The organism is Amycolatopsis sp. NPDC047767, from assembly GCF_040704195.1.
Classification (GTDB): Bacteria; Actinomycetota; Actinomycetes; order Mycobacteriales; family Pseudonocardiaceae; genus Amycolatopsis.
The window spans coordinates 340,227-359,436 of sequence record NZ_JBEYSJ010000001.1; the positions used below are offsets into that span (position 1 = coordinate 340,227).

The following is a 19,210-nucleotide window of genomic DNA, read 5'->3' on the forward strand; positions in this document are numbered from 1 at the left end:
AGTGTGCCCATGACGAAGAACAAAGGCGTTTCGGTTCGCCAACGCAGAGTTTCCGGCGAACTCCGCCGCCTGCGGTTACTCCGGAAGATGACCTGCAAAGAGGTGGCGCAGGGCGTGGACTTCTCGGAGAGCAAGATCTCCCGCATGGAAACGGGCGACCGCGGCCTGTATCCCGACGACGTCGCCGCGATCCTGGGTTTCCTGCAGGCCCCGTCGGATCTGCGGCAAGAGCTCATGGCCCTCGTGAGGGGCGGCGAGGAGCGCAACTGGCATGAAGTGAACGGGAAATTGCCACCGACGTGGAAGGACCTGATCCGGTTCGAGGAGCAGGCTTCGGCCATCAAGAACTATGAGACTCTGCTGATCCCCGGCATCGCGCAGATCCCCGAGTACACCCGAGCGCTGCTTCACGGTGGCGATCACAACCTGACCGACCCTGAACTCGAAGGGCTAGTCGCCGCCCGGATCAAGCGCCAGCTGATTCTGAGCCGAAGAGACGCTCCTGCCTTCCATGTCATGGTCGATGAGATGGCTCTGCACCGACCGATCGGCGATCAGGAAACCATGCGCGCCCAGCTTCGCCACCTCCTGACCCTTGGGCGCAGATCGAACGTCACGTTCCAGATCGTGCCCTTTTCAACTCGTGCACATGCCGGGCTTCGCGGTCCATTCGTTCTCCTCGAGTTCTTCAACGAACCCACGCTGGCACACGTCGAGAGCCGAGGGACAAGCAGCTTCCTCGAAGAGGATGACTTTGTCGACAACGTCAAGGCCGCTTGGCGTGATATTCGCTCCATCGCGCTGTCAACTGGCGACTCGGCCCGGATGATTGCCGATATCATCGGCGAGCCGACACCAGCTGAGGAGTACGAACCATGATCGCCCCAGACTTCGCCCAGGCCGCGTGGCGCAAGAGTTCCTACACCACGAACGACTCCAACTGCGTCGAGTTCGCGGCCTGGCACAAGAGCTCGCACAGCACAGACCAGTCGAACTGCGTCGAGGTCGCCACCTCGCCGGTCGAGATCGGGATCCGCGACACGAAGGACCGCGCGGGCGGCCACCTCACCGTGTCGCCGACCGCGTGGACCGCCTTCCTCAGCTCCGCGCGCTAGCGAACCAGCGAACCCACCGCCGCTGCCAGGCCGTTTCGACGGCCCGGTGGTGGTGGTTCTCGCGTACCCACTTGATGGCGTCGTCCGGGGACAAGTCGGCGGCGGTGGCTAGGCAGGCGAGGACCGTGCCGGTGCGGCCGACGCCTCCGTAGCAGGCCACCTCCACCGATTCGCCCGCCAGCGCGCGGGCGTGGAGCGCGAGGATCTTGCGCCGGGCGTCGGCCCAGTTCAGCGGTAGCAGGAAGTCCGGCCAGCGGATCCAGTCGTGGTCCCAGGTGAGCGCGTTGTCGTGCTTGCGGCGCAGGCGGTTGGACCCCAGGTAGAGGCCGTAAGCGGGAGCCGGGCCTTCCGGCGCGGGGCGGCCGAGGCCGCGGCCGCGCACGACGGCGCCGTCGGGCAGTGCGAGGGTCCCCACCAGAGCAGATGCCATCGCCCCATCTTGGCCCTTATCCGTCGTTCGATGGACCCCGGACCACCCACGATCGGGCTAGGCTGCCCCGGGTGAGTGACGACGCAGCCCTTCCGAGCCCCGACCAGATGCGGGCCTCCGACGCCGACCGCGAGCAGGTCGCGCAGGTTCTGCACCAAGCGCTGTCCGAGGGCCGCATCACGATGACGGAGCTCGAGGAACGGCTCTCCACCGTCTACGCGGCGAAGACCATCGGCGAGCTGAAGCCCGTGACCCGCGACCTGCCGATCGGCGCCACGCCGTCAACGCCCTCTTCGGCTCTGCAGCCGGCCACCAGCCGCGCCCTCGGCCTCCCCGACAGCCGCATCGGCGGCCACCCGGGCTCGAACGTCTCGATCGGCGTCCTCTCCGGCGCCGTCCGCAAGGGCAGCTGGGTCCTCCCGCCGCAACACACGAGCGTCGCCTTCTGGGGCGGCGCCGAGATCGACCTCCGCAACGCCCGCTTCGCCGACAAACAGTCCACCATCACCGCCGTCGCCATCATGGGCGGCATCGAGATCACGGTCCCCGACGACATCAACGTCGACGTCACCGGCCTCGGCCTCATGGGCGGCTTCATCCTCGAAGACAAGTCCGGCGCCCCACCCGCACCCCCCACGGCCCCCACCCTGACCGTCAACGGCCTCGCCTTCTGGGGCGGCGTGGTCGTCTACCGCAAACCCGCGAAGAAGGACAACCGGCAGCTGGAGTCCTGACCGCGAGAGACCTACAGCGGCGCTACGCGCGACCTGACGAAAGCCGGCACAGGAGCGGGCCGATGTTCGAGCGGTTCAGCACGGCCGCAGCGCAGGCTGTGTCGATTGCGCAGCGAGAAGCGGCTGGTCGCCGTGCGACAAACGTCGACACCGGGTGATGTTTCGCCTCCTCCGTTTTCCGCGACGACAAAGCAGATCCTTCGCGCGGCATGGGAAAACACCCGAACCCGCACCAGCACCTCGGTCGCGGTCCGAAGCACCGACCTCCTGCTGGCGCTGCTGCAGCACAGCGATGCACCCAGCCTGATTTCGTCTCTTCCGACACAGCTCGCAAACCTCCTCGCTTCAGCGGGCGAAGCGAATCCCACACCAGAGGACTCGATCTCGTGGAGTCGTCTCACGTTTCGACCACCCGACGATTCGCCAACAAGGTCCAGCGAAGGTTGCGGTACCGATGACCCGCCTTACCCTTCGCCGCTGCAAGCCCTCGATCGAAATCTGTGGACAACTCACCCAATGAATTACCCGGCACAGCGCAGGGTTCTGGCGAGGAACAAGTGGTCGAGCCAGAGATCTGGTACGACCAGGAACCTGACAACGATTTCGCCGAGGGTGGCCCGGCAATCGTCGTGGCCACTCCTACGGCGCTCGACCAGCTGCTCGACCCCGTGCTCGAAGTCGGCCTCGGCGCAAACCTCGGCTTCATCGCCACCACGACACCCGAGGCGGCAGCATCCGAGGCGACGGCGATCCCGGGGAGCTCGTCGAGTACGTGTACCAGGGCAACGTGCCCGAAGTCCTCGCAGGCGTCGAAGTGCCGGTGGCCACAGTTCGCCGCGGGCTGCACGAGTTCCTCGCGAGCGGGGACCAGCCCGGAGTTGTGCACACCACCGACGAGTAATCCACAGATTTCCGTGAGTGACCCGGCACAGGACGTGGCCCACCTACACTCACAGGCATGACCACAACCACCAGCCCGAACGCGGTGCCGGACACCCCGGCGCCGTTGGCGGACGTGACTCGCGACGAGGCGAGCCTGCGGCGGTTCCTGCATGGGCTGCCCGGCGTCGACCAGGTCGGGGTCGAGCAGCGAGCGGCGGCCTTGGGCACACGCAGCATCAAGAAAGACGCCAAGCGCTGGGCGATCGACACCGCCATCTCGATGGTCGACCTGACCACGCTCGAGGGCGCCGACACGCGGGGCAAGGTCCGCGGGCTCGCGGCGAAGGCCCTGCGCCCCGACCCGGAGCGGCAGGACTGCCCGCGCGTGGCCGCCGTGTGCGTGTACCCCGACATGGTCGAGGCCGCGGTCGACGCGCTCAAGGGCAGTGCCGTGCACGTGGCGAGCGTCGCGACCGGGTTCCCGTCCGGGCGCACCAGCCGTGAGGTGAAGCTGGCCGACACGCGCCTGGCCGTGGAGTACGGCGCCGACGAGGTCGACATGGTGATCGACCGCGGCGCGTTCCTCGAGGGCCGCTACATGGACGTCTTCGACGAGATCCGCGCGATCAAGGCGGCGTGCGGCGGAGCGCACCTGAAGGTGATCCTGGAAACCGGCGAGCTGGCGACGTACGACAACGTCCGCCGCGCGTCGTGGCTGGCGCTCCTCGCCGGTGGTGACTTCATCAAGACGTCGACCGGCAAGGTCTCCCCCGCGGCGACGCTGCCGGTCACGCACGTGATGCTGCAGGCGGTACACGACTGGCACGAGCAGACCGGCGAGCTGCGCGGCGTCAAGCCCGCGGGCGGCATCCGCACGACCAAGGACGCGATCAAGTACCTCGTCGCCGTGCACGAGGTGGCCGGCGAGCAGTGGCTGACCCCGGACCTGTTCCGCTTCGGCGCGTCCAGCCTGCTCAACGACCTGCTGCTGCAGCGGCGCACCCAGGTGGACGGCCACTACAGCGGCCCCGACTACGTGACGGTGGACTGACCATGGGCATCTTCGAATACGCCCCCGCCCCCGAGTCGCGCGACATCGCGAACCTCAAGGACCACTACCGGCCGTTCATCGGCGGTGAGTTCGTCGACGGTTCGGGCGAGCCGCTGAAGACGGTGAACCCGGCCACCGAGGAGATCCTCGCCGAGGTCGGCACGGCGTCGGTGTCCGATGTGGACGCTGCCGTCCGCGCGGCGCGCGCCGCCTATGAAACGGTCTGGTCGCGGATGCCGGGCAGCGAGCGGGCGAAGTACCTGTTCCGCATCGCGCGCCTGATCCAGGAACGCTCGCGCGAGCTGGCGGTGCTGGAGTCGCTCGACAACGGCAAGCCCATCAAGGAATCGCGCGACTCCGACATCCCCACGGCCGCCGCGCACTTCTTCTACCACGCCGGCTGGGCCGACAAGCTGGAGTACGCGGGCTACGGCCCGAACCCGAAGCCGCTGGGCGTCGCCGGTCAGGTGATCCCGTGGAACTTCCCGCTGCTGATGCTGGCGTGGAAGATCGCGCCCGCGCTGGCCACCGGCAACACCGTGGTGCTCAAGCCGGCGGAGACCACGCCGCTCACGGCGCTGGTGTTCGCCGAGATCTGCCAGCAGGCGGAACTCCCGCCGGGTGTCGTGAACATCCTCCCGGGCGCCGGCGACATCGGTGCGGCCGTGGTGGAACACGGTGACGTCGACAAGATCGCGTTCACCGGCTCCACCGAGGTCGGCAAGCTGATCCAGCGCACGGTGGCGGGCACGCGCAAGAAGCTCACGCTGGAGCTGGGCGGCAAGGCGGCCAACGTCGTGTTCGACGACGCGCCGCTCGACCAGGCCGTGGAGGGGATCGTCAACGGGATCTTCTTCAACCAGGGCCACGTCTGCTGCGCGGGTTCGCGGCTGCTGGTGCAGGAATCCGTGGCCGAGGAGGTCATGGAGAAGCTGCGCTACCGCGTCTCGACGCTGCGGATGGGCGACCCGCTCGACAAGAACACCGACATCGGCGCCATCAACTCCGCCGAGCAGCTGGCGAAGATCCGCGGGCTCGTGGAATCCGGCGACGCCGAGGGCGCGCAGCGCTGGACCAGCCCGTGCCCGGTGCCCGACCGCGGGTTCTTCTTCGCTCCCACGGTGTTCTCCGACGTGCACCAGTCGATGCGGATCGCGCGCGAGGAGATCTTCGGGCCGGTGCTGTCGGTGCTCACGTTCCGCACGCCGGACGAGGCCGTGGCGAAGGCCAACAACACGCCGTACGGGCTGTCGGCCGGCATCTGGACCGAGAAGGGCTCGCGCATCCTCTGGATGGCGAACAAGCTCCGGGCCGGCGTCGTCTGGGCCAACACGTTCAACCGCTTCGACCCCGCCGCGCCGTTCGGCGGCTACCAGGAGTCCGGGTTCGGCCGCGAGGGCGGACGCACCGGTCTGGAGGCTTACCTCGATGTCTGAGTCCAGGATTTCCGTGGCCAAGACGTACAAGCTCTACATCGGCGGGGCCTTCCCCCGCTCGGAGTCCGGCCGGGTCTACCCCGTCACCGACCCGCAGGGGAAGTTCCTGGCCAACGCGGCGCACGCGTCGCGCAAAGACGTACGGGACGCCGTGGTGGCGGCGCGCAAAGCCTTCCCCGGCTGGTCGGGCGCCACGGCCTACAACCGCGGCCAGGTGCTCTACCGCGTCGCCGAGATGTTGGAGGGCCGGCGCGAGCAGTTCGTGAGCGAGGTCGCCGCCTCGGAAGGTCTCGCGCCGAGCCAGGCGGAGTCCCTTGTGGACGCTGCCATCGACCGCTGGGTGTGGTACGCGGGCTGGACGGACAAGATCGCGTCGGTGCTCGGCGCGGCGAATCCCGTTGCCGGGCCGTACTTCTCGTTCACCGTGCCCGAGCCGACGGGCGTGGTCGGCGTGCTCGCGCCGCAGGAGTCGTCGCTGCTCGGCCTGGTCAGCGTGCTGGCGCCGGTGCTGGCCGGTGGCTCCACGGCCGTCGTCGTCTCGAGCGCCGAGCGGCCGCTGCCCGCAATCACGCTGTCGGAGGTCCTCGCGACGTCCGACCTGCCGGGCGGTGTCGCCAACGTGCTGACCGGCCGCGCGGCCGAGCTCGGCCCGTGGCTGGCCTCGCACGGTGACGTCAACGCCCTCGACCCGACGGGCGCCACGCCGGAGGACCGCATCACGCTGGCGCGTGAGGCGGCGGGCACGGTCAAGCGCGTGCTCACGGTCCCCGACGCCGAACCCGACTGGACGCCGACGCCGGACCTCTCGCGGCTGCGCCGGTACCTGGAGGCGAAGACCGTCTGGCACCCGCTGGGCGTCTGAGCCAACCCGGGCCAACAGCCGGCCCAAACCAACAGCCGGCCTGGATCAACAGAAAGGGGCGGGCGGCACCCCCTGGTGTGCCGCCCGCTCCTGGAACAAGAACCGTCACGCGGTCGGCGCGAGCCCCTGCGTCACCGCGCCGACGTCGATGGTGTGGCTGACCGAGTCGGCGTCGACCACGCCGAGGGTCCAGTCGACGGTGATGTTCGGGTTGATGTAGTCACCGTGCTGGTTGGAGTCGGACGGCGCCACGACGTTCACCGCGTTGGGCGTCTGCTGCTGGGCGTAGGGCTCGATGCCGGTCCAGTGCAGCGGCACGTAGGCCGAAGAACCGTCGACGAGCGCCACGGCGGGCGCGTCGGCCGGGGCCGTGTTGTTGATCAGCACGTTGTGCGCGCCGACGAGGTCCACCTCGAGGTTGCCGGGCAGGTAACAGCGCTCGCCCGGGTTGGCGGTGAACTGCAGGGCGCCGTAGCGGTTGCTCGCACCCGCGCCGCCGTAGACGAGCTTCGAGGTGAACTGGTTCGACGTGCACGGCTGCACAGACGACGCAGACGACCCGGCCGAAGCAGCCGAAGCAGGCGCGGCGCTCGCGGTCCCGGCAGCCAGAGCCGTTGCCCCGGCGGCGATCCCGGCCACGGCGACGGCGGCGACAACGCGGCTGATGGTCTTGCGTGTGGTCATGTCGGACTCTCCCCTTGTTCGAACCCCGGGCAGCCTCTCTGCCCGGCAGAACGACCGGTTTGGTGATTCATTCCCCTCCGTCGCTCTCACCGGGAAAGACGTCCACGCCACACGTGGGATGTTCGGCTGTGGGATCAGCCGCAGAAACGCAACCCCAACCGCCCCGAAGCGTCACAAAGAGTGAACACGCGCGCGAGCGCGGGTCAGTTGATGTCGTGCCGTCCCAACGGCCGACCCGGCAGCGGCGTCCCCGGCCGGGCCTGCAGCCCGTCGATCATGATCGCGATACTCCGCGCCGTGGACATCCGGGCGATTTCCGGCGAACGAGACTCCAGCTGACGCAGCAACAGCGCGAACAGCATGGCCACGTCGCCCTCGGCGACGTCCGGGCGCAACGTCCCCTCGTTCTGCGCGCCCTGCACCATCGCTTCGAGCTCCACCAGCAGCTCTTCGCGCAACCTCGCGATCGCCGGGTCTTCCTTCAGGATCTCGTGCGCCTTCTTCGACAACATCGCCAGCTGCACGGAAAGGTGCAGCTCAACGGACTGGTGCAGCAGCCGCACCAGCGCGCGCCAAGCCGTGGGCTCCTGCTCGGCCGCCTCGCGAGCGTCGTCCAGCACCCGCGAGAAGTTGTCGACGGCCACCGCCCGGATCAGCGCGTCGCGGTCGGGGAAGCGCCGGTACAGCGTGCCGACGCCGACGCCGGCCGCGCGGGCGATCTCCTCCATCGGCACCTCGGGCCCGAACTCCGCGAAGATCGCGCGCGCCGCGGCGATGATCTGGTCGCGGTTGCGTCGCGCGTCCGCACGCAAGGGGACCTGGGGATCCGCACTCATGGCCCACCTTCCGCTCGCCGGGAACTCGTTACGCGCGCAAATTCTCGCATGGACACCGCTCCACGCACTGCAACCACAACCCGTCACCCCTTTGCTAGTGGACGGAGATCCTCCGCTTCGGTACCGTGGGCAATGAACCGGAATGTAATCCTCCACATACATTGCGTAAAGGTTCAAAACCACCAAAAGGGGATCCCACCATGACAGAAGTTGCCGAACCCGAGCTCGCCAGCTTCCCGATGGCGCGCACGTGCCCGTTCGCGCCGCCGCCGGAGTACGAGCGTTTCGAGGACGCGCGGGCGAAGCTCGTCGAGCTCGACTCCGGGCAGCGCGCCTGGGTGCTGTCGAAGCACGAGGACGTGCGCGCGATGCTGAACGACCCCAGGTTCAGCTCCAACCGCTTCAACCCCGGCTTCCCGGTCCTGTTCCGCGACGGCGCACCGCGCCGCGAACGCAAGCTCAACCCGTCGCTGATCAACATGGACGCGCCGGAGCACGGCCCCGCGCGCCGCGAGGTCGTCGGCGAGTTCACCGTGAAGCGGATGAAGGCGCTTCAGCCCCGCATCCAGGAGATCGTCGACGAGCACATCGACGCGATGCTGGCCGGCGACAAGCCCGCCGACCTGGTCTCGGCGCTGTCGCTGCCCGTCCCGTCGCTCGTGATCTGCGAGCAGCTCGGCGTGCCTTACAGCGACCACGACTTCTTCCAGAAGCACAGCTCGCGCATCCTCAGCCGCGACATCACCTCCGACGAGCGGCTCGAGTCCGTGCTCGCCCTGGAGGAGTACCTCGACAAGCTGGTCGCCGCCAAGGAGGAGACGCCCACCGACGACCTCCTCGGCCGCCAGATCGCGAAGAAGCGCGAAGAGGGCGAGTACGACCGCAACGACCTCACGTCGCTCGCGTTCCTGCTGCTCATCGCCGGCCACGAGACCACGGCGAACATGATCTCGCTCGGCACCGTCGCCCTGCTGGAGAACCCGGACCAGCTCGAGGCGATCAAGGCCGACCCCGGCAAGACGCTCGACGCCGTCGAAGAACTGCTGCGCTACTTCACCATCGCCGAGTTCGCCACCACGCGCGTCGCGACCGAGGACGTGGAGCTCGCGGGCGTCACGATCCCCGCCGGCGACGGCGTGATCGGCCTCAGCTACGCCGCCAACTTCGACGGCGACGCCTTCCCCGAGCCCGAAAAGCTCGACATCACCCGCGGCGGGCGCAAGCACGTGGCGTTCGGCTTCGGCGCGCACCAGTGCCTCGGCCAGAACCTCGCGCGCATGGAGCTGCAGATCGTGTTCGACACGCTGTTCCGCCGCATCCCGACCCTGAAGCTGGCCGCCCCGGTCGACCAGCTGCCGTTCAAGCACGACTCCGCGATCTTCGGTCTGCACTGTCTGCCCGTCACCTGGTGAGGGAGGAAGCATGAGCACGATGGAGGAACTCCCGGTCGCCCGGAAGTGCCCGTTCGCGCCGCCGGAGGAGTACACGGCCACGCGCGAAGAGGCGCCCGTGCACCGGGTGAAGATCCCGGACGGCAAGGAAGCCTGGACGGTCTCGCGGCACGAGGACGTGCGAGCCGTGCTCAACGACCCGCGGTTCTCCGCCGACCGCCTCCACCCCGACTTCCCGACGCTCGTCCCGGGCGGCAACGTCATCCGCCGCACCGAGGCCGAGCGCACGATGCTGGCCATGGACGCGCCGCAGCACGGCCCGGAACGCAAGGCGGTGCTCGGGGAGTTCACCGTCAAGCGCGTCGCCGAGCTGAAGCCGCGGATCCAGGAGATCGTCGACGGCCTGATCGACGACATCCTCAAGGCCGACGGACCCGTCGACCTCGTGGAGAAGCTCGCGCTGCCGGTCCCCTCGCTCGTGATCTGCGAAATGCTCGGTGTGCCCTACGAAGACCACGACTTCTTCCAGGAGAACACCAAACAGCTGATCAACCGCGCGACCACCGCGCAAGACCGGCGGGCCGCGTTCGAGCGTGTACAGGCCTACATGGGCGAGCTCATCGCGAAGAAGGAAGCCGACCCTGGTGACGACCTCATCAGCCGGCAGATCGCGAAGCGGCGCGAAGAAGGTACCTACGATCGGGCGAAGCTCGTCAGCCTCGCGTTCCTGCTGCTCGCGGCCGGGCACGAGACCACGGCGAACATGATCTCGCTCGGCACCGTCGCGTTCCTGCGGAACCCGGAGCAGCTGGCGCTGATCAAGGCCGACCCGGCCAAGACGCTCACCGCCGTCGAGGAGCTGCTGCGCTACTTCTCCATCGTGGACAACACCACGCGCATGGCGAAGGAGGACGTCGAGATCGGCGGCGTCACCATCCCCGCCGGCGACGGCGTGGTGGTGATGACGTACGCGGCGAACTGGGACCCGGAGGTGTTCGAGGACTCGTCGGCGTTCGACATCGAGCGCGGGGCGCGCCACCACGTGGCGTTCGGGTTCGGGCCGCACCAGTGCCTGGGCCAGAACCTCGCGCGGACGGAGCTGCAGATCGTGTTCGACACGCTGTTCCGCCGCATCCCGACGCTGAAGCTCGCCCAGGACGTCGACGACCTGCCGTTCAAGGACGACGCGCTCATCTACGGCCTCTACGAACTGCCCGTGACCCGGTGAAGGAGGAGCGATGACCACGGCCGAAGAACTCGAACTGCCGGTGGCGCGGAAGTGCCCGTTCGCACCGCCCGAGGAGTACACGCAGATCCGCGAGGAACAGCCGATCACCCGCGTGAAGATCCCCGACGGCAAGGAAGCCTGGGTGGTTTCGCGGCACGAGGACGTGCGGACGGTGCTCAACGACCGCCGTTTCTCCTCCGACCGCTTCAACCCGAACTTCCCCATCCTGGTCAAGGGCGGCAACGTCTTCCGCCAGACCAACGCCGAGCGCACGATGATCACGATGGACGCGCCGGAGCACGGCCCGGCGCGCAAGTCGGTGCTGGGCGAGTTCACGGTGAAACGCGTGAACGCGATGCGGCCGCGGATCCAGGAGATCGTCGACGGGTTGATCGACGACATCCTCAAGTCCGACGAGCCCGTGGACCTGGTCGAGAAACTGTCGCTGCCGGTCCCGTCGCTCGTGATCTGCGAGCTGCTGGGCGTGCCGTACTCCGAGCACGACTTCTTCCAGGAGAACACCGCGAAGATCCTGAAGCGCACGGTGAGCTTCGAGGAGCGGCGCGCGGCGTTCGAGCGCGTGCGGGGTTACCTCGACCAGCTGATCACCAAGAAGGAAGCCGACCCGGGCGACGACCTGCTCGGCCGGCAGATCGTGAAGCTGCGCGAGGAAGGCAACTACGAGCACGGCGCGGTGCTGGGCTTGTCGTTCCTGTTGCTTGTGGCCGGCCACGAAACCACGGCGAACATGATCTCGCTGGGCACCGTCGGCCTGCTGCAGAACCCGTCGCAGCTGGAGACGATCAAGGCCGACCCGGGCAAGACGCTCGACGCGGTGGAGGAGCTGCTGCGCTACTTCACCATCGTCGACACGGCCACCGCGCGCGTCGCGGTGGAGGACGTGGAGCTCGACGGCGTCACCATCAAGGCGGGTGAAGGCGTGCTCGCGCTCGGGTACACCGCCAACTGGGACCCGGCGGTGTTCGACGAGCCCGCGAAGCTGGACATCACTCGCGGCGCCCGGCATCACGTCGCGTTCGGGTTCGGGCCGCACCAGTGCCTGGGCCAGAACCTCGCGCGCGCCGAGCTGCAGATCGTGTTCGACACGCTGTTCCGGCGCATTCCTTCACTGCGGCTGGCGGTCGACGTGGCCGACCTGCCGTTCAAGGAGGACGCGTCGATCTACGGGCTCTACCGGCTGCCGGTGACCTGGTAGATGACCATTCCGGAGCTGCCGGTGGCGCGGACGTGCCCGTTCGCGCCACCGGAGCTGCACCCGCGCTTGCGTGAGCACGAACCGGTCGCCCGGGTCCGCACCCCGAGCGGCCGGTCCGCGTGGTTCGTGACCCGTTACGACGACGTGCGCACGGTGCTGAGCGATCCGCGGTTCTCCTCGGACCGCTCGAAACCGGGCTTCCCGAGCCTGTCGGCCGGTGGCGGCGGCGAGTCCATGCGCACGATGCTCGGCATGGACGCGGAGGAGCACCGGGCCGCCCGCGGCGCCGTGCTCGGCGAGTTCACCCTGCGACGGGTCGCCGCGCTGCGGCCGCGGATCCAGGAGATCGTCGACGGCCTGGTCGACGACATGCTGGCGGCCGGCGGGCCCGTGGACCTGGTGGAAATGCTGGCGCTGCCGGTGCCGTCGCTGATGATCTGCGAGCTGCTCGGCGTGCCGTACGCGGACCACAGCTTCTTCCAGGAGAGCACCGCGACGCTGTTCGCGCGCGAGATGCCGCCCGAGGTCGCGGCGGCCGCGTTCGAACGGCTCTACGGCTACCTCGGCGAGCTGGTCAAGGCCAAGGAAACCGAGCCCGGCGACGACCTGCTCAGCCGCCAGATCGCCGCGGGCGCCCACGACCACACCTACCTGGTGGGGCTCGCGTTCCTGCTGCTCGCGGCGGGCCACGAGACCACGGCGAACATGATCTCGCTGGGCGTTCTCGGGCTGTTGGAGCACCTGCCGGCCTCCCTGACTGCCGCCGCGGTGCCCGACGCCGTCGAGGAGCTGCTGCGGTACTTCTCGATCACGGACACGGTGCCGTTGCGCATCGCAGTGGAGGACGTCGAGGTCGCGGGGGTGATCGTGAAGGCGGGTGACGGGGTGCTCCCGTCGCTTTACGCCGCGAACTGGGACCCGGCGGCGTTTTCTTCGCCTTCGGAGCTGGACTTCACTCGCGGCGCCCGGCACCACGTGGCCTTCGGATTCGGGCCACACCAGTGCCTGGGCCAGAACCTCGCGCGCGCCGAGCTGCAGATCGTGTTCGAAACACTGTTCCGCCGCATCCCGACGCTGAAGTTGGCCACTGCGGTGGACGACCTGCCCGGCAAGGAGAAGGCCTCGGTCTACGGGCTGCGCCGGCTGCCCGTGAGCTGGTAAACATCACAACGCTCCCACCACGAGCAAGGAAGAAGGAACCATGAAGATCATCGCGGACACCGGCAAGTGCGTCGGCGCCGGCCAGTGCGTGCTCACCGAGCCCGCCCTGTTCGACCAGAGCGAGGACGACGGCACGGTGATCGTGCTGAACGAGACGCCCGAGGGCGAGCTCGTGGACAAGGCCCGCGAGGCCGTGAACGTCTGCCCGAGCCAGGCGCTTTCGCTGCAGGAGTGAGCTAAGCCGTGTCTGACAATGCCTTGATCCAGGCGATCACGGCGTGCGAGAGCGTGGCGGAGCGGTAGACGACGGCGAGCTTGTCGTAGCGGGTGGCCAAGCTGCGCCATTGCGTGAGCAGGTTGAAGCCGTGTTCGACGACGTTGCGCCCACGGTAATCGCGGGCGTCGAACGGATCGCCCGCGACGGATAGGCCTTGTCGCCCCGAACCACGTCGGGCCGGGTGCGTGCGCGCCCGGCCCGACCTGGTTCGGTCGACGCGCAGATGTCGCATCAGGTGCGGGAACATCGGCGCGTCTCCGGCTTGGCCGGGACCGACCAGACTTTCCAGCGGCCGGCCGTTGCCGTCGACGAGATGGTGGACCTTGGTGCTCCAGCCGCCGCGGGAGCGGGCGATCGCAGGATCAAGCGGCTCGGCGAGCAGATCCGTGTAGTTCGACCCAGCCCCGTGACACGCCTGACGTTGGTGGCGTGCTGCTGCACCCGCGCGATCGTCGAATCCACCGACGCCGACCACTCCACCATCCGGCCGCGTCCGCAGCGGTGAACAGCCGCCGCAACACGATGTGCCACGTGCCGTCCCAGGCCATCCGGCAACACCACGCAGCATTTGTCGTACACGCCCTTGGGCTGGAGGTGTCAGGCTCGCCGGCATCACCGAACCGGGAGAGCGCCCAGTAGTGGCCCTGTACCTGGCCGTGGTGGAACGGGACCCGAGATCGGCCCCGGCGGGCTTGAGTAGATCTACGCGTCCGTGACCTGCGGCGTTGAACCCGGCGTGATCACTGTCGTACGGTGACCATGCGGTGACACGACGCCACTGGCGACAGGGCTTGGTGGCAGGGGAGGCGGGGCGATGGCGTCGGGAGGCTTCACGGCGGTGCCCGACGCGCTCAGTGCGGCGGGCCGGGCAGCCGGGGAGAAGGTGGACGGCCTGCGTGGTGCTGACTGCGCTGAGCCGGCCGGACGAGTGGCTGCGGCGGTGCCCGGGGGCAAGGCTGCGGCCGCGGCGGGGCGGTGCCGGGAGGCGTTGGCGGCCACGTTCACGGAGTGGTGCGACGAAGCGCAGCGGCTGGCCGAGCACCTGGGCACGGCGGCTGACCGCTACCGTCAGGGCGATCATGCACTGGCTGGGGTGTTCCCGCGGGCGGCGCCGGGGATGAGAGGGCCGCGCTGATGGTGTCGCTCGCCGATGTCCGGGCCTGGAGCCCCGCCGCGTTGGAGGACATTTTCTCGCTGCTGCAGGCTCGTACCCAGACCCTGATCAATGACGGGGACGACTTCGCCAAGACCCTCCCCGTCGTGGGATGGAGCGGCGATGCCGCTGACAACGCCGCCGCCCAGCACCGCGCCCTGACACGCGGGCTGGATACCGTCGCCGCGGGAGCCGCAGCCCTCGGCAAAACGATCGCGCAAGCCGCCGACGCCATCACCGGTGTCCAGAGCGCCCTCACCAATGCGGAGGAGTTGGCCCACAAATACGGCTACCAGATCACCGACGCCGGTGCTGTCGCCGACGCCTTCGCCGGACAGCAAGTGCCCCCGGACCTGAACCCCCAGGACCGGGCACGCACCCACACCCAGCTGGTGGACGACGTCGCGCAGATCCTGCGCACCGCCGATGACATCGACACGGACCTGGCCTCGGTGCTGGACCGGGCAGCGGCAGGCCAGTTCGGTACCGGCGACGAATCCACGGTCGCCGCCGCTGCCGCAGACGGAGTCAAAGATCCCGGGCTCACCCTGCCCGAACCCCCACCCCATGCGACCCCGGCCGAGAACGCGGCCTGGTGGGCCACCCTCTCAGCCGCGGGGCAGGCGATCCTGCTTCGTGATCACCCTGACTGGCTCGGCAACCGCGACGGGCTGCCCGCCGCCGTACGCTCCCAGGCCAACATGGCCCGATTGCCGGCCGAACGCGCTGCCCTGGAGCAACAACGCACCGCCGCGCAGGCCATGATCGAACAAGCGAAAGCGGTCTATGACCCGTCGGGTGGAATCATGAAGGCAGCCCTGGGCCAACTGCAGCAAGCCAACGACAAACTCGCGTCACTGGATGCGATCGCGACAACAATGGGCCAGGGGGGTCGCCAACTTCTCCTGCTGGACACCACCCATCCCCGCGTCGAAGCCGCGATCGCGGTCGGCGACGTAGACAAGGCCAGAAACGTCGCGGTCTTCACCCCGGGCTTCACCACGACAGTCGACGGCTCCCTGGGCAAGTACGACCAGAACATGAACGACCTCAAGGGAATGGCCAACGACATCACCGACCGCCACGGAGGCGGCCCCACCGCGACAGTCACCTGGATCGGATATCAGGCTCCACAGTGGGACGGTGTCGCGGATCCCAGCCAGTCGGTGGCCAGCCCCGAACTCGCCAAGGCCGGGGGAGACAGCCTCGCGAAGTTCTACAACGGAATCGGCGCCGGTCACGACGCATCGAATACGCCACTGCACCTCACCGCTCTCGGACACAGTTACGGCTCGACCACCACCGGGTTCGCTCTCGGACACGACACCCCTGTCGACGACGCCGTGCTGTTCGGCTCCCCCGGACAGGGTTCCGACCATCTCAACGTTCCGCGGGGCCACTTGTTCAACGAACACGACGCAGGTGACGACCTGGTGCCGAACATCCACGGGACACTCGGACCGAGCCCCTATTACAGCCCGGACGCGATGTCGCAGTACCACCAGATGTCCACCGACGCCAGCGCTACAGAGCTCGGCCAGCTCAACGCCACGAGCGGCCACAGTGGATACCTCGACGGCAAATCCACCAGTCTCTACAACATGGCTGCTATCACCACCGGACACCCCGACCTTGCGCAATACAAGGGCACTGTCATCGCTGGAGCTCCCCGATGAGGCGTCACCGCGGCGCGCGGTGGACGATGAACCTGCTGGTCGTCCTTGCCGTAGGCAGCGCTGCCGCATGCGGCGCGACCGACGACTCTTCAGGAGGAAACGTGAACGCGGATACCGCGAAGACGTTCGCGGCGCTGATGCAACGACCGAACATCGAAGATGCGACGCAGCAATACCTCGCCATCGATACCGAGCTTCGCCAATCGCTGTCGCGCGAGATCGCATCCTTGAAAACCTGGACCAACGGCAGCGAAGGTTCACGGGCCTCCTGCGCCGCTGACTACCCCGGAATCGACGCCGACGGCGTCACCGCCAGTCTGGCAAGTCACATCGTCGCGGGAAACCTGCCCGACAGCGACTATGAGAAGGCTTTGACCGTGATTGGAACCGTGGCGCAGAAGTACGGGTTCACACCGCAACCTCAGCGCTTGCACGACAGTCCCGGATCTCACGACGCCATCTTCCACAACACACACGACGACGGCGAGATCTCGTTCGGCACCGCACAGAACACCAGCCTCCGCATCAACCTCGGCTGCCACCTCACCGCTGCGGCCAAGAAACGCGGAACCCCCGCGCCAGCGCCAACCGACTAACAGCCGCGGGCGCCTGCCGGGGGTACGTGTCCGGGCTGGTTGCGGGCTCGGAGCGGAAGACCGGCTGGAAGCAAGCCGGTGAAGTGTCGCCGGACGGGATGCGGCGCCAGTACTCGGGAAGGGCGGGCTGGATCGAGTGCTGCCAGATCGGCACATTTTTGGCTATGCGTCGTCTCGCAGGCATGCACTGACCGACCAGGCGTCGTACGTGCCCGAGCCGTGGATCGCCGATCGGGACCGCTGCTGGCGGGGGTCCCAGAACGAGGTCGGGTTTGAAACGAAGCCGCAGCAGGCGATGTCGATGCCGGCTCGGGCGTTCGCAGCGGGTGTGCCGTTCTGTCAAGTGTCTGCGATTGTGGCTGGAAGCCCACGATGCCTCCTGTGTGCTTCCCGCCAAGGTCAACGACACCCTGGTCACCACCGACGGTCGCGACGTCCCCGCCGATGAGCTCATTTCAGCGTTGCCTGGCCGGCCGCGGCAGCGTTTGTCGATCGGCGCGGGCGCGCACGGGCCGCGTGAGTACGAGTGGGCGCGGACGCCGATCCGGATCGACTGGCAGCCCGGGGCGGGCACTGGCTACTCGCCCGCCGCAAGGTCACCGATCCGAGCGAGATCGCCTACTACGTCTGCCATGGACCCCGCCGGTCCACGCTGCTGGACCTGGCTTGGATCGCAAGGGTCCGCCAGCGGATCGAGGAATGCTCCCAGCAGGCCAAAAACCGAGGCCGGGCTGGGTCACTACCAGGTCCGATCCTGGCGGGCGTGGTATGCCCACATCGCCTTGGCCGCGCTCGCTCACGCGTGGCTCGCCATGGCCAGATCTCTTGCCACAAAAGGGGAATCTGCGCCGCCGAGCCGCACATGATCGGCTTCACGCTACCGGAGATCCGACGCCTGCTCGCCAAGCTGATCCTGCGTGTCGCCGACGCCATCGAGCACGCTTGGTCCTGATCTCGCTGGGTCCGCCGACGACAACACCAAGCACGCCTCAGCCACTACGAACAACGCGGCTGTCCACTCACCTGACTGCCGTTGCAGTACTAGCGGGTCGCGGTGAAGAGCACCGTGGTGTAGTCGCAGGCGAACTGACCGCCGCGAGCGTCGATGGCGGCACCCACGGCAGTCAGCACTTCCTCCTGCTGTGCCTGCGGGACGCGAGTGAGGCCGCCCTGGGTGGGCAGCAGGTCGAGGTACTCGGCGCGGGTGTAGTTCTGTTGCCAGGTGTAGAGGTGCCTCTTCGGGTTGTGGAAGCCGATTTTGTCCAGGGCTTCTTCGGTTTTGTCGATGATGGGTTTGTATGGTTCCCTGTTCGGTGTTCTGCCGACCTTGATGGGGAAGTTCGAGGCCACCTTGTGGAACGCTTCCCCGAAGACTTCCGCGATGTCGTCCGGTGGCAGGAAGAGATGCCAGAAGACCGCGAAGGTGCCTCCCGGCTTGAGCACTCGGGCAGCTTTCTCGGCGCCGCTCTGCGGATCCACCCAGTGCCAGGCTTGGCCGGCGGCGAGGATGTCGAACGTGCGGTTCTTCGAGTCCCACTCTTCGAACGTGGCCACTTCGACGTCGATCCCGGTGGTTCGGGCGAAGTCGGCCATGCGCCCGTCGGGTTCCACTCCGAGCACTCGGCAACCTCGGCCTTCGAACTGCCGCGCGGCAATGCCCGTGCCGGTGCCGACGTCAAGAATGCTCGCGCCGGAGGCGTTTCCGATGATCTCGGTGATCAGCCCTTCGGGATACGCCGGACGCGCACGGTCGTAGCGCGCGGCGTCGACCCCGAACGACTCAGCCGTCTGCCTCAACTCGTGCGGCTCAGGCCGCGACTCGCCTTGCTGTTCCGGTAAGGTGGGCATGCGCCCACTCTAATGGGCACTCGCCCACTTAGCTACCGGAGTTTGCTTTGCCGACCGGTGTCCACCTCCGCGACGTGCGTGCCCAGCTCTTCGACGCCGCCGAACGCGTCTTGCTTCGAGGCGGCCCCAGCGCCCTGACGAGCCGCGCTGTCACCGACGAGGCCGGCTGCGCGAAAGGCGTGCTGCACAAACACTTCACCGACTTCGACGGCTTCCTCACCGAGCTGGTCCTCGACCGCATCGCCCAGGTCCACGCCCTCTCCGACACCCTGGCCGCCTCCGCCGGCACCGGCTCAGTGGTGGACAACGTCTGCTCCGCTCTGCACGACGTCTTCACCTCGGTCGCCATCTCTATCGTCGCCCTCATCACTTTCCGCGACGAACTCCGCACCCGCCTCCGCACCGCACGCCCGGGCACCGGCGTCCCCCTCGCCTCCGACGCCGCCCGCATGCTCGCCCGCTACCTCACCGCCGAACGCACCCTCGGCCGCCTCACCCCGAACGCCGACGTCGACACCCTCGCCCCGACTTTGGTGGGCGCCGGGCATCTTCATTTTGCCGACCGCTCCACCGAGGCGTCGTCGTTGCGCCCCATGGTCGCGGCAGTGCTGTCGGGTGTTCTCGCGTAAAAAGG

The 19,210-nt window shown here is 68.1% G+C and carries 21 protein-coding genes and 1 pseudogene; 17 read left to right on the forward strand and 5 right to left on the reverse strand.

Annotation, left to right across the window (positions count from 1 at the left end; translation table 11 throughout):
• Positions 1-9: 9 nt before the first annotated feature.
• Entirely contained in the window at positions 10-879 is an 870-nt protein-coding gene (locus tag AB0878_RS01675) for a helix-turn-helix transcriptional regulator (protein ID WP_366575515.1), read from the forward strand.
• On the forward strand, positions 876-1,115 hold the full coding sequence (locus AB0878_RS01680) for a DUF397 domain-containing protein (protein ID WP_366575516.1): 240 nt from the start codon (positions 876-878) through the stop codon (positions 1,113-1,115). The genes AB0878_RS01675 and AB0878_RS01680 overlap by 4 nt, the downstream gene beginning before the upstream one ends.
• Here the strand turns inward: AB0878_RS01680 and AB0878_RS01685 are convergent.
• Positions 1,099-1,545: a protein-tyrosine phosphatase family protein gene (locus tag AB0878_RS01685; protein WP_366575518.1), complete on the reverse strand. Its 447-nt coding sequence runs from the start codon at positions 1,543-1,545 to the stop codon at positions 1,099-1,101. The genes AB0878_RS01680 and AB0878_RS01685 overlap by 17 nt on opposite strands.
• Positions 1,546-1,652: 107 nt before the next feature.
• Here AB0878_RS01685 and AB0878_RS01690 point away from each other — a divergent pair, with 107 nt between their 5' ends.
• From AB0878_RS01690 to AB0878_RS01710, 5 genes are all read left to right on the forward strand, one after another.
• Positions 1,653-2,279 carry a DUF1707 domain-containing protein gene (locus tag AB0878_RS01690; RefSeq protein WP_366575949.1) on the forward strand — a complete coding sequence of 209 codons (627 nt, stop codon included), beginning with the start codon at positions 1,653-1,655 and terminating at the stop codon, positions 2,277-2,279.
• A 733-nt stretch (positions 2,280-3,012) separates the two neighbouring features.
• Positions 3,013-3,180, forward strand: coding sequence for an Imm1 family immunity protein (locus tag AB0878_RS01695; RefSeq protein WP_366575951.1), 168 nt, complete (start codon positions 3,013-3,015; stop codon positions 3,178-3,180).
• 57 nt (positions 3,181-3,237) lie between these two features.
• Positions 3,238-4,212 carry a deoxyribose-phosphate aldolase gene (gene deoC / locus AB0878_RS01700; protein WP_366575520.1) on the forward strand — a complete coding sequence of 325 codons (975 nt, stop codon included), beginning with the start codon at positions 3,238-3,240 and terminating at the stop codon, positions 4,210-4,212.
• 2 nt (positions 4,213-4,214) lie between these two features.
• The gene (locus AB0878_RS01705) at positions 4,215-5,648 is read left to right on the forward strand and encodes an aldehyde dehydrogenase family protein (RefSeq protein ID WP_366575522.1); all 1,434 of its coding nucleotides are present in this window, start codon (positions 4,215-4,217) and stop codon (positions 5,646-5,648) included.
• Entirely contained in the window at positions 5,641-6,510 is an 870-nt protein-coding gene (locus AB0878_RS01710; RefSeq protein ID WP_366575524.1) for an aldehyde dehydrogenase family protein, read from the forward strand. Before AB0878_RS01705 ends, AB0878_RS01710 begins: the two co-directional genes overlap by 8 nt.
• A gap of 105 nt (positions 6,511-6,615) precedes the next feature.
• Here the strand turns inward: AB0878_RS01710 and AB0878_RS01715 are convergent, their stop codons facing one another.
• Both AB0878_RS01715 and AB0878_RS01720 read right to left on the reverse strand, forming a co-directional pair.
• Positions 6,616-7,194 carry a DUF4232 domain-containing protein gene (locus AB0878_RS01715; RefSeq protein WP_366575526.1) on the reverse strand — a complete coding sequence of 193 codons (579 nt, stop codon included), beginning with the start codon at positions 7,192-7,194 and terminating at the stop codon, positions 6,616-6,618.
• Between the two features lie 203 nt (positions 7,195-7,397).
• Positions 7,398-8,030 (reverse strand): helix-turn-helix domain-containing protein, encoded by a 633-nt coding sequence (locus AB0878_RS01720; RefSeq protein WP_366575527.1) that lies wholly within the window; start codon positions 8,028-8,030, stop codon positions 7,398-7,400.
• Positions 8,031-8,230: 200 nt separating this feature from the next.
• Between AB0878_RS01720 and AB0878_RS01725 the strand changes: the two genes are divergently transcribed.
• From AB0878_RS01725 to AB0878_RS01745, 5 genes are read left to right on the forward strand one after another with little or no spacing between them, the layout of a single operon-like run.
• On the forward strand, positions 8,231-9,442 hold the full coding sequence (locus AB0878_RS01725; protein WP_366575528.1) for a cytochrome P450: 1,212 nt from the start codon (positions 8,231-8,233) through the stop codon (positions 9,440-9,442).
• A 10-nt stretch (positions 9,443-9,452) separates the two neighbouring features.
• Complete coding sequence (locus tag AB0878_RS01730) at positions 9,453-10,649, forward strand: cytochrome P450 (protein ID WP_366575529.1); 1,197 nt, start codon at positions 9,453-9,455, stop codon at positions 10,647-10,649.
• A gap of 10 nt (positions 10,650-10,659) precedes the next feature.
• Entirely contained in the window at positions 10,660-11,865 is a 1,206-nt protein-coding gene (locus AB0878_RS01735) for a cytochrome P450 (RefSeq protein WP_366575531.1), read from the forward strand.
• Complete coding sequence (locus AB0878_RS01740; protein WP_366575533.1) at positions 11,866-13,026, forward strand: cytochrome P450; 1,161 nt, start codon at positions 11,866-11,868, stop codon at positions 13,024-13,026.
• 40 nt (positions 13,027-13,066) lie between these two features.
• Complete coding sequence (locus AB0878_RS01745; RefSeq protein WP_204091560.1) at positions 13,067-13,261, forward strand: ferredoxin; 195 nt, start codon at positions 13,067-13,069, stop codon at positions 13,259-13,261.
• 1 nt (position 13,262) lies between these two features.
• On the opposite strand, the gene AB0878_RS01750 is transcribed toward AB0878_RS01745, so the two are convergent.
• Positions 13,263-13,778, reverse strand: a complete 516-nt coding sequence (locus AB0878_RS01750; protein WP_366575535.1) for a transposase — start codon at positions 13,776-13,778, stop codon at positions 13,263-13,265.
• A gap of 339 nt (positions 13,779-14,117) precedes the next feature.
• On the opposite strand from AB0878_RS01750, the gene AB0878_RS01755 reads away from it, so the two are divergent.
• The 4 genes and pseudogenes from AB0878_RS01755 to AB0878_RS01770 form a co-directional block, all read left to right on the forward strand.
• On the forward strand, positions 14,118-14,438 hold the full coding sequence (locus AB0878_RS01755; protein ID WP_366575536.1) for a type VII secretion target: 321 nt from the start codon (positions 14,118-14,120) through the stop codon (positions 14,436-14,438).
• Complete coding sequence (locus AB0878_RS01760) at positions 14,438-16,132, forward strand: alpha/beta hydrolase (protein WP_366575537.1); 1,695 nt, start codon at positions 14,438-14,440, stop codon at positions 16,130-16,132. The genes AB0878_RS01755 and AB0878_RS01760 overlap by 1 nt, the downstream gene beginning before the upstream one ends.
• 26 nt (positions 16,133-16,158) lie before the next feature.
• Positions 16,159-16,728 carry an LppA family lipoprotein gene (locus AB0878_RS01765; protein WP_366575539.1) on the forward strand — a complete coding sequence of 190 codons (570 nt, stop codon included), beginning with the start codon at positions 16,159-16,161 and terminating at the stop codon, positions 16,726-16,728.
• A gap of 17 nt (positions 16,729-16,745) precedes the next feature.
• Positions 16,746-17,594, forward strand: a pseudogene (locus AB0878_RS01770) (transposase); the annotation flags it as partial.
• Positions 17,595-17,769: 175 nt separating this feature from the next.
• On the opposite strand, the gene AB0878_RS01775 reads toward AB0878_RS01770, so the two are convergent.
• Positions 17,770-18,576, reverse strand: a complete 807-nt coding sequence (locus AB0878_RS01775) for a class I SAM-dependent methyltransferase (protein ID WP_366575541.1) — start codon at positions 18,574-18,576, stop codon at positions 17,770-17,772.
• A gap of 47 nt (positions 18,577-18,623) precedes the next feature.
• Between AB0878_RS01775 and AB0878_RS01780 the strand changes: the two genes are divergently transcribed.
• Complete coding sequence (locus tag AB0878_RS01780) at positions 18,624-19,205, forward strand: TetR/AcrR family transcriptional regulator (protein ID WP_366575543.1); 582 nt, start codon at positions 18,624-18,626, stop codon at positions 19,203-19,205.
• The last annotated feature ends 5 nt before the right edge of the window (positions 19,206-19,210 follow it).

What these genes read in the sequence shown, in the direction of transcription:
- AB0878_RS01735 (WP_366575531.1), top strand. Translation starts at nt 10,660, where the DNA reads ATGACCACGGCCGAAGAACTCGAACTGCCGGTGGCGCGGAAGTGCCCG.
- AB0878_RS01690 (WP_366575949.1), top strand. Translation starts at nt 1,653, where the DNA reads ATGCGGGCCTCCGACGCCGACCGCGAGCAGGTCGCGCAGGTTCTGCAC.
- AB0878_RS01705 (WP_366575522.1), top strand. Translation starts at nt 4,215, where the DNA reads ATGGGCATCTTCGAATACGCCCCCGCCCCCGAGTCGCGCGACATCGCG.
- AB0878_RS01760 (WP_366575537.1), top strand. Translation starts at nt 14,438, where the DNA reads ATGGTGTCGCTCGCCGATGTCCGGGCCTGGAGCCCCGCCGCGTTGGAG.
- AB0878_RS01725 (WP_366575528.1), top strand. Translation starts at nt 8,231, where the DNA reads ATGACAGAAGTTGCCGAACCCGAGCTCGCCAGCTTCCCGATGGCGCGC.
- AB0878_RS01730 (WP_366575529.1), top strand. Translation starts at nt 9,453, where the DNA reads ATGAGCACGATGGAGGAACTCCCGGTCGCCCGGAAGTGCCCGTTCGCG.
- AB0878_RS01680 (WP_366575516.1), top strand. Translation starts at nt 876, where the DNA reads ATGATCGCCCCAGACTTCGCCCAGGCCGCGTGGCGCAAGAGTTCCTAC.
- AB0878_RS01720 (WP_366575527.1), bottom strand. Translation starts at nt 8,030, where the DNA reads ATGAGTGCGGATCCCCAGGTCCCCTTGCGTGCGGACGCGCGACGCAAC.
- AB0878_RS01715 (WP_366575526.1), bottom strand. Translation starts at nt 7,194, where the DNA reads ATGACCACACGCAAGACCATCAGCCGCGTTGTCGCCGCCGTCGCCGTG.
- deoC (WP_366575520.1), top strand. Translation starts at nt 3,238, where the DNA reads ATGACCACAACCACCAGCCCGAACGCGGTGCCGGACACCCCGGCGCCG.
- AB0878_RS01745 (WP_204091560.1), top strand. Translation starts at nt 13,067, where the DNA reads ATGAAGATCATCGCGGACACCGGCAAGTGCGTCGGCGCCGGCCAGTGC.
- AB0878_RS01755 (WP_366575536.1), top strand. Translation starts at nt 14,118, where the DNA reads ATGGCGTCGGGAGGCTTCACGGCGGTGCCCGACGCGCTCAGTGCGGCG.
- AB0878_RS01765 (WP_366575539.1), top strand. Translation starts at nt 16,159, where the DNA reads ATGAACCTGCTGGTCGTCCTTGCCGTAGGCAGCGCTGCCGCATGCGGC.
- AB0878_RS01740 (WP_366575533.1), top strand. Translation starts at nt 11,866, where the DNA reads ATGACCATTCCGGAGCTGCCGGTGGCGCGGACGTGCCCGTTCGCGCCA.
- AB0878_RS01685 (WP_366575518.1), bottom strand. Translation starts at nt 1,545, where the DNA reads ATGGCATCTGCTCTGGTGGGGACCCTCGCACTGCCCGACGGCGCCGTC.
- AB0878_RS01675 (WP_366575515.1), top strand. Translation starts at nt 10, where the DNA reads ATGACGAAGAACAAAGGCGTTTCGGTTCGCCAACGCAGAGTTTCCGGC.
- AB0878_RS01775 (WP_366575541.1), bottom strand. Translation starts at nt 18,576, where the DNA reads ATGCCCACCTTACCGGAACAGCAAGGCGAGTCGCGGCCTGAGCCGCAC.
- AB0878_RS01710 (WP_366575524.1), top strand. Translation starts at nt 5,641, where the DNA reads ATGTCTGAGTCCAGGATTTCCGTGGCCAAGACGTACAAGCTCTACATC.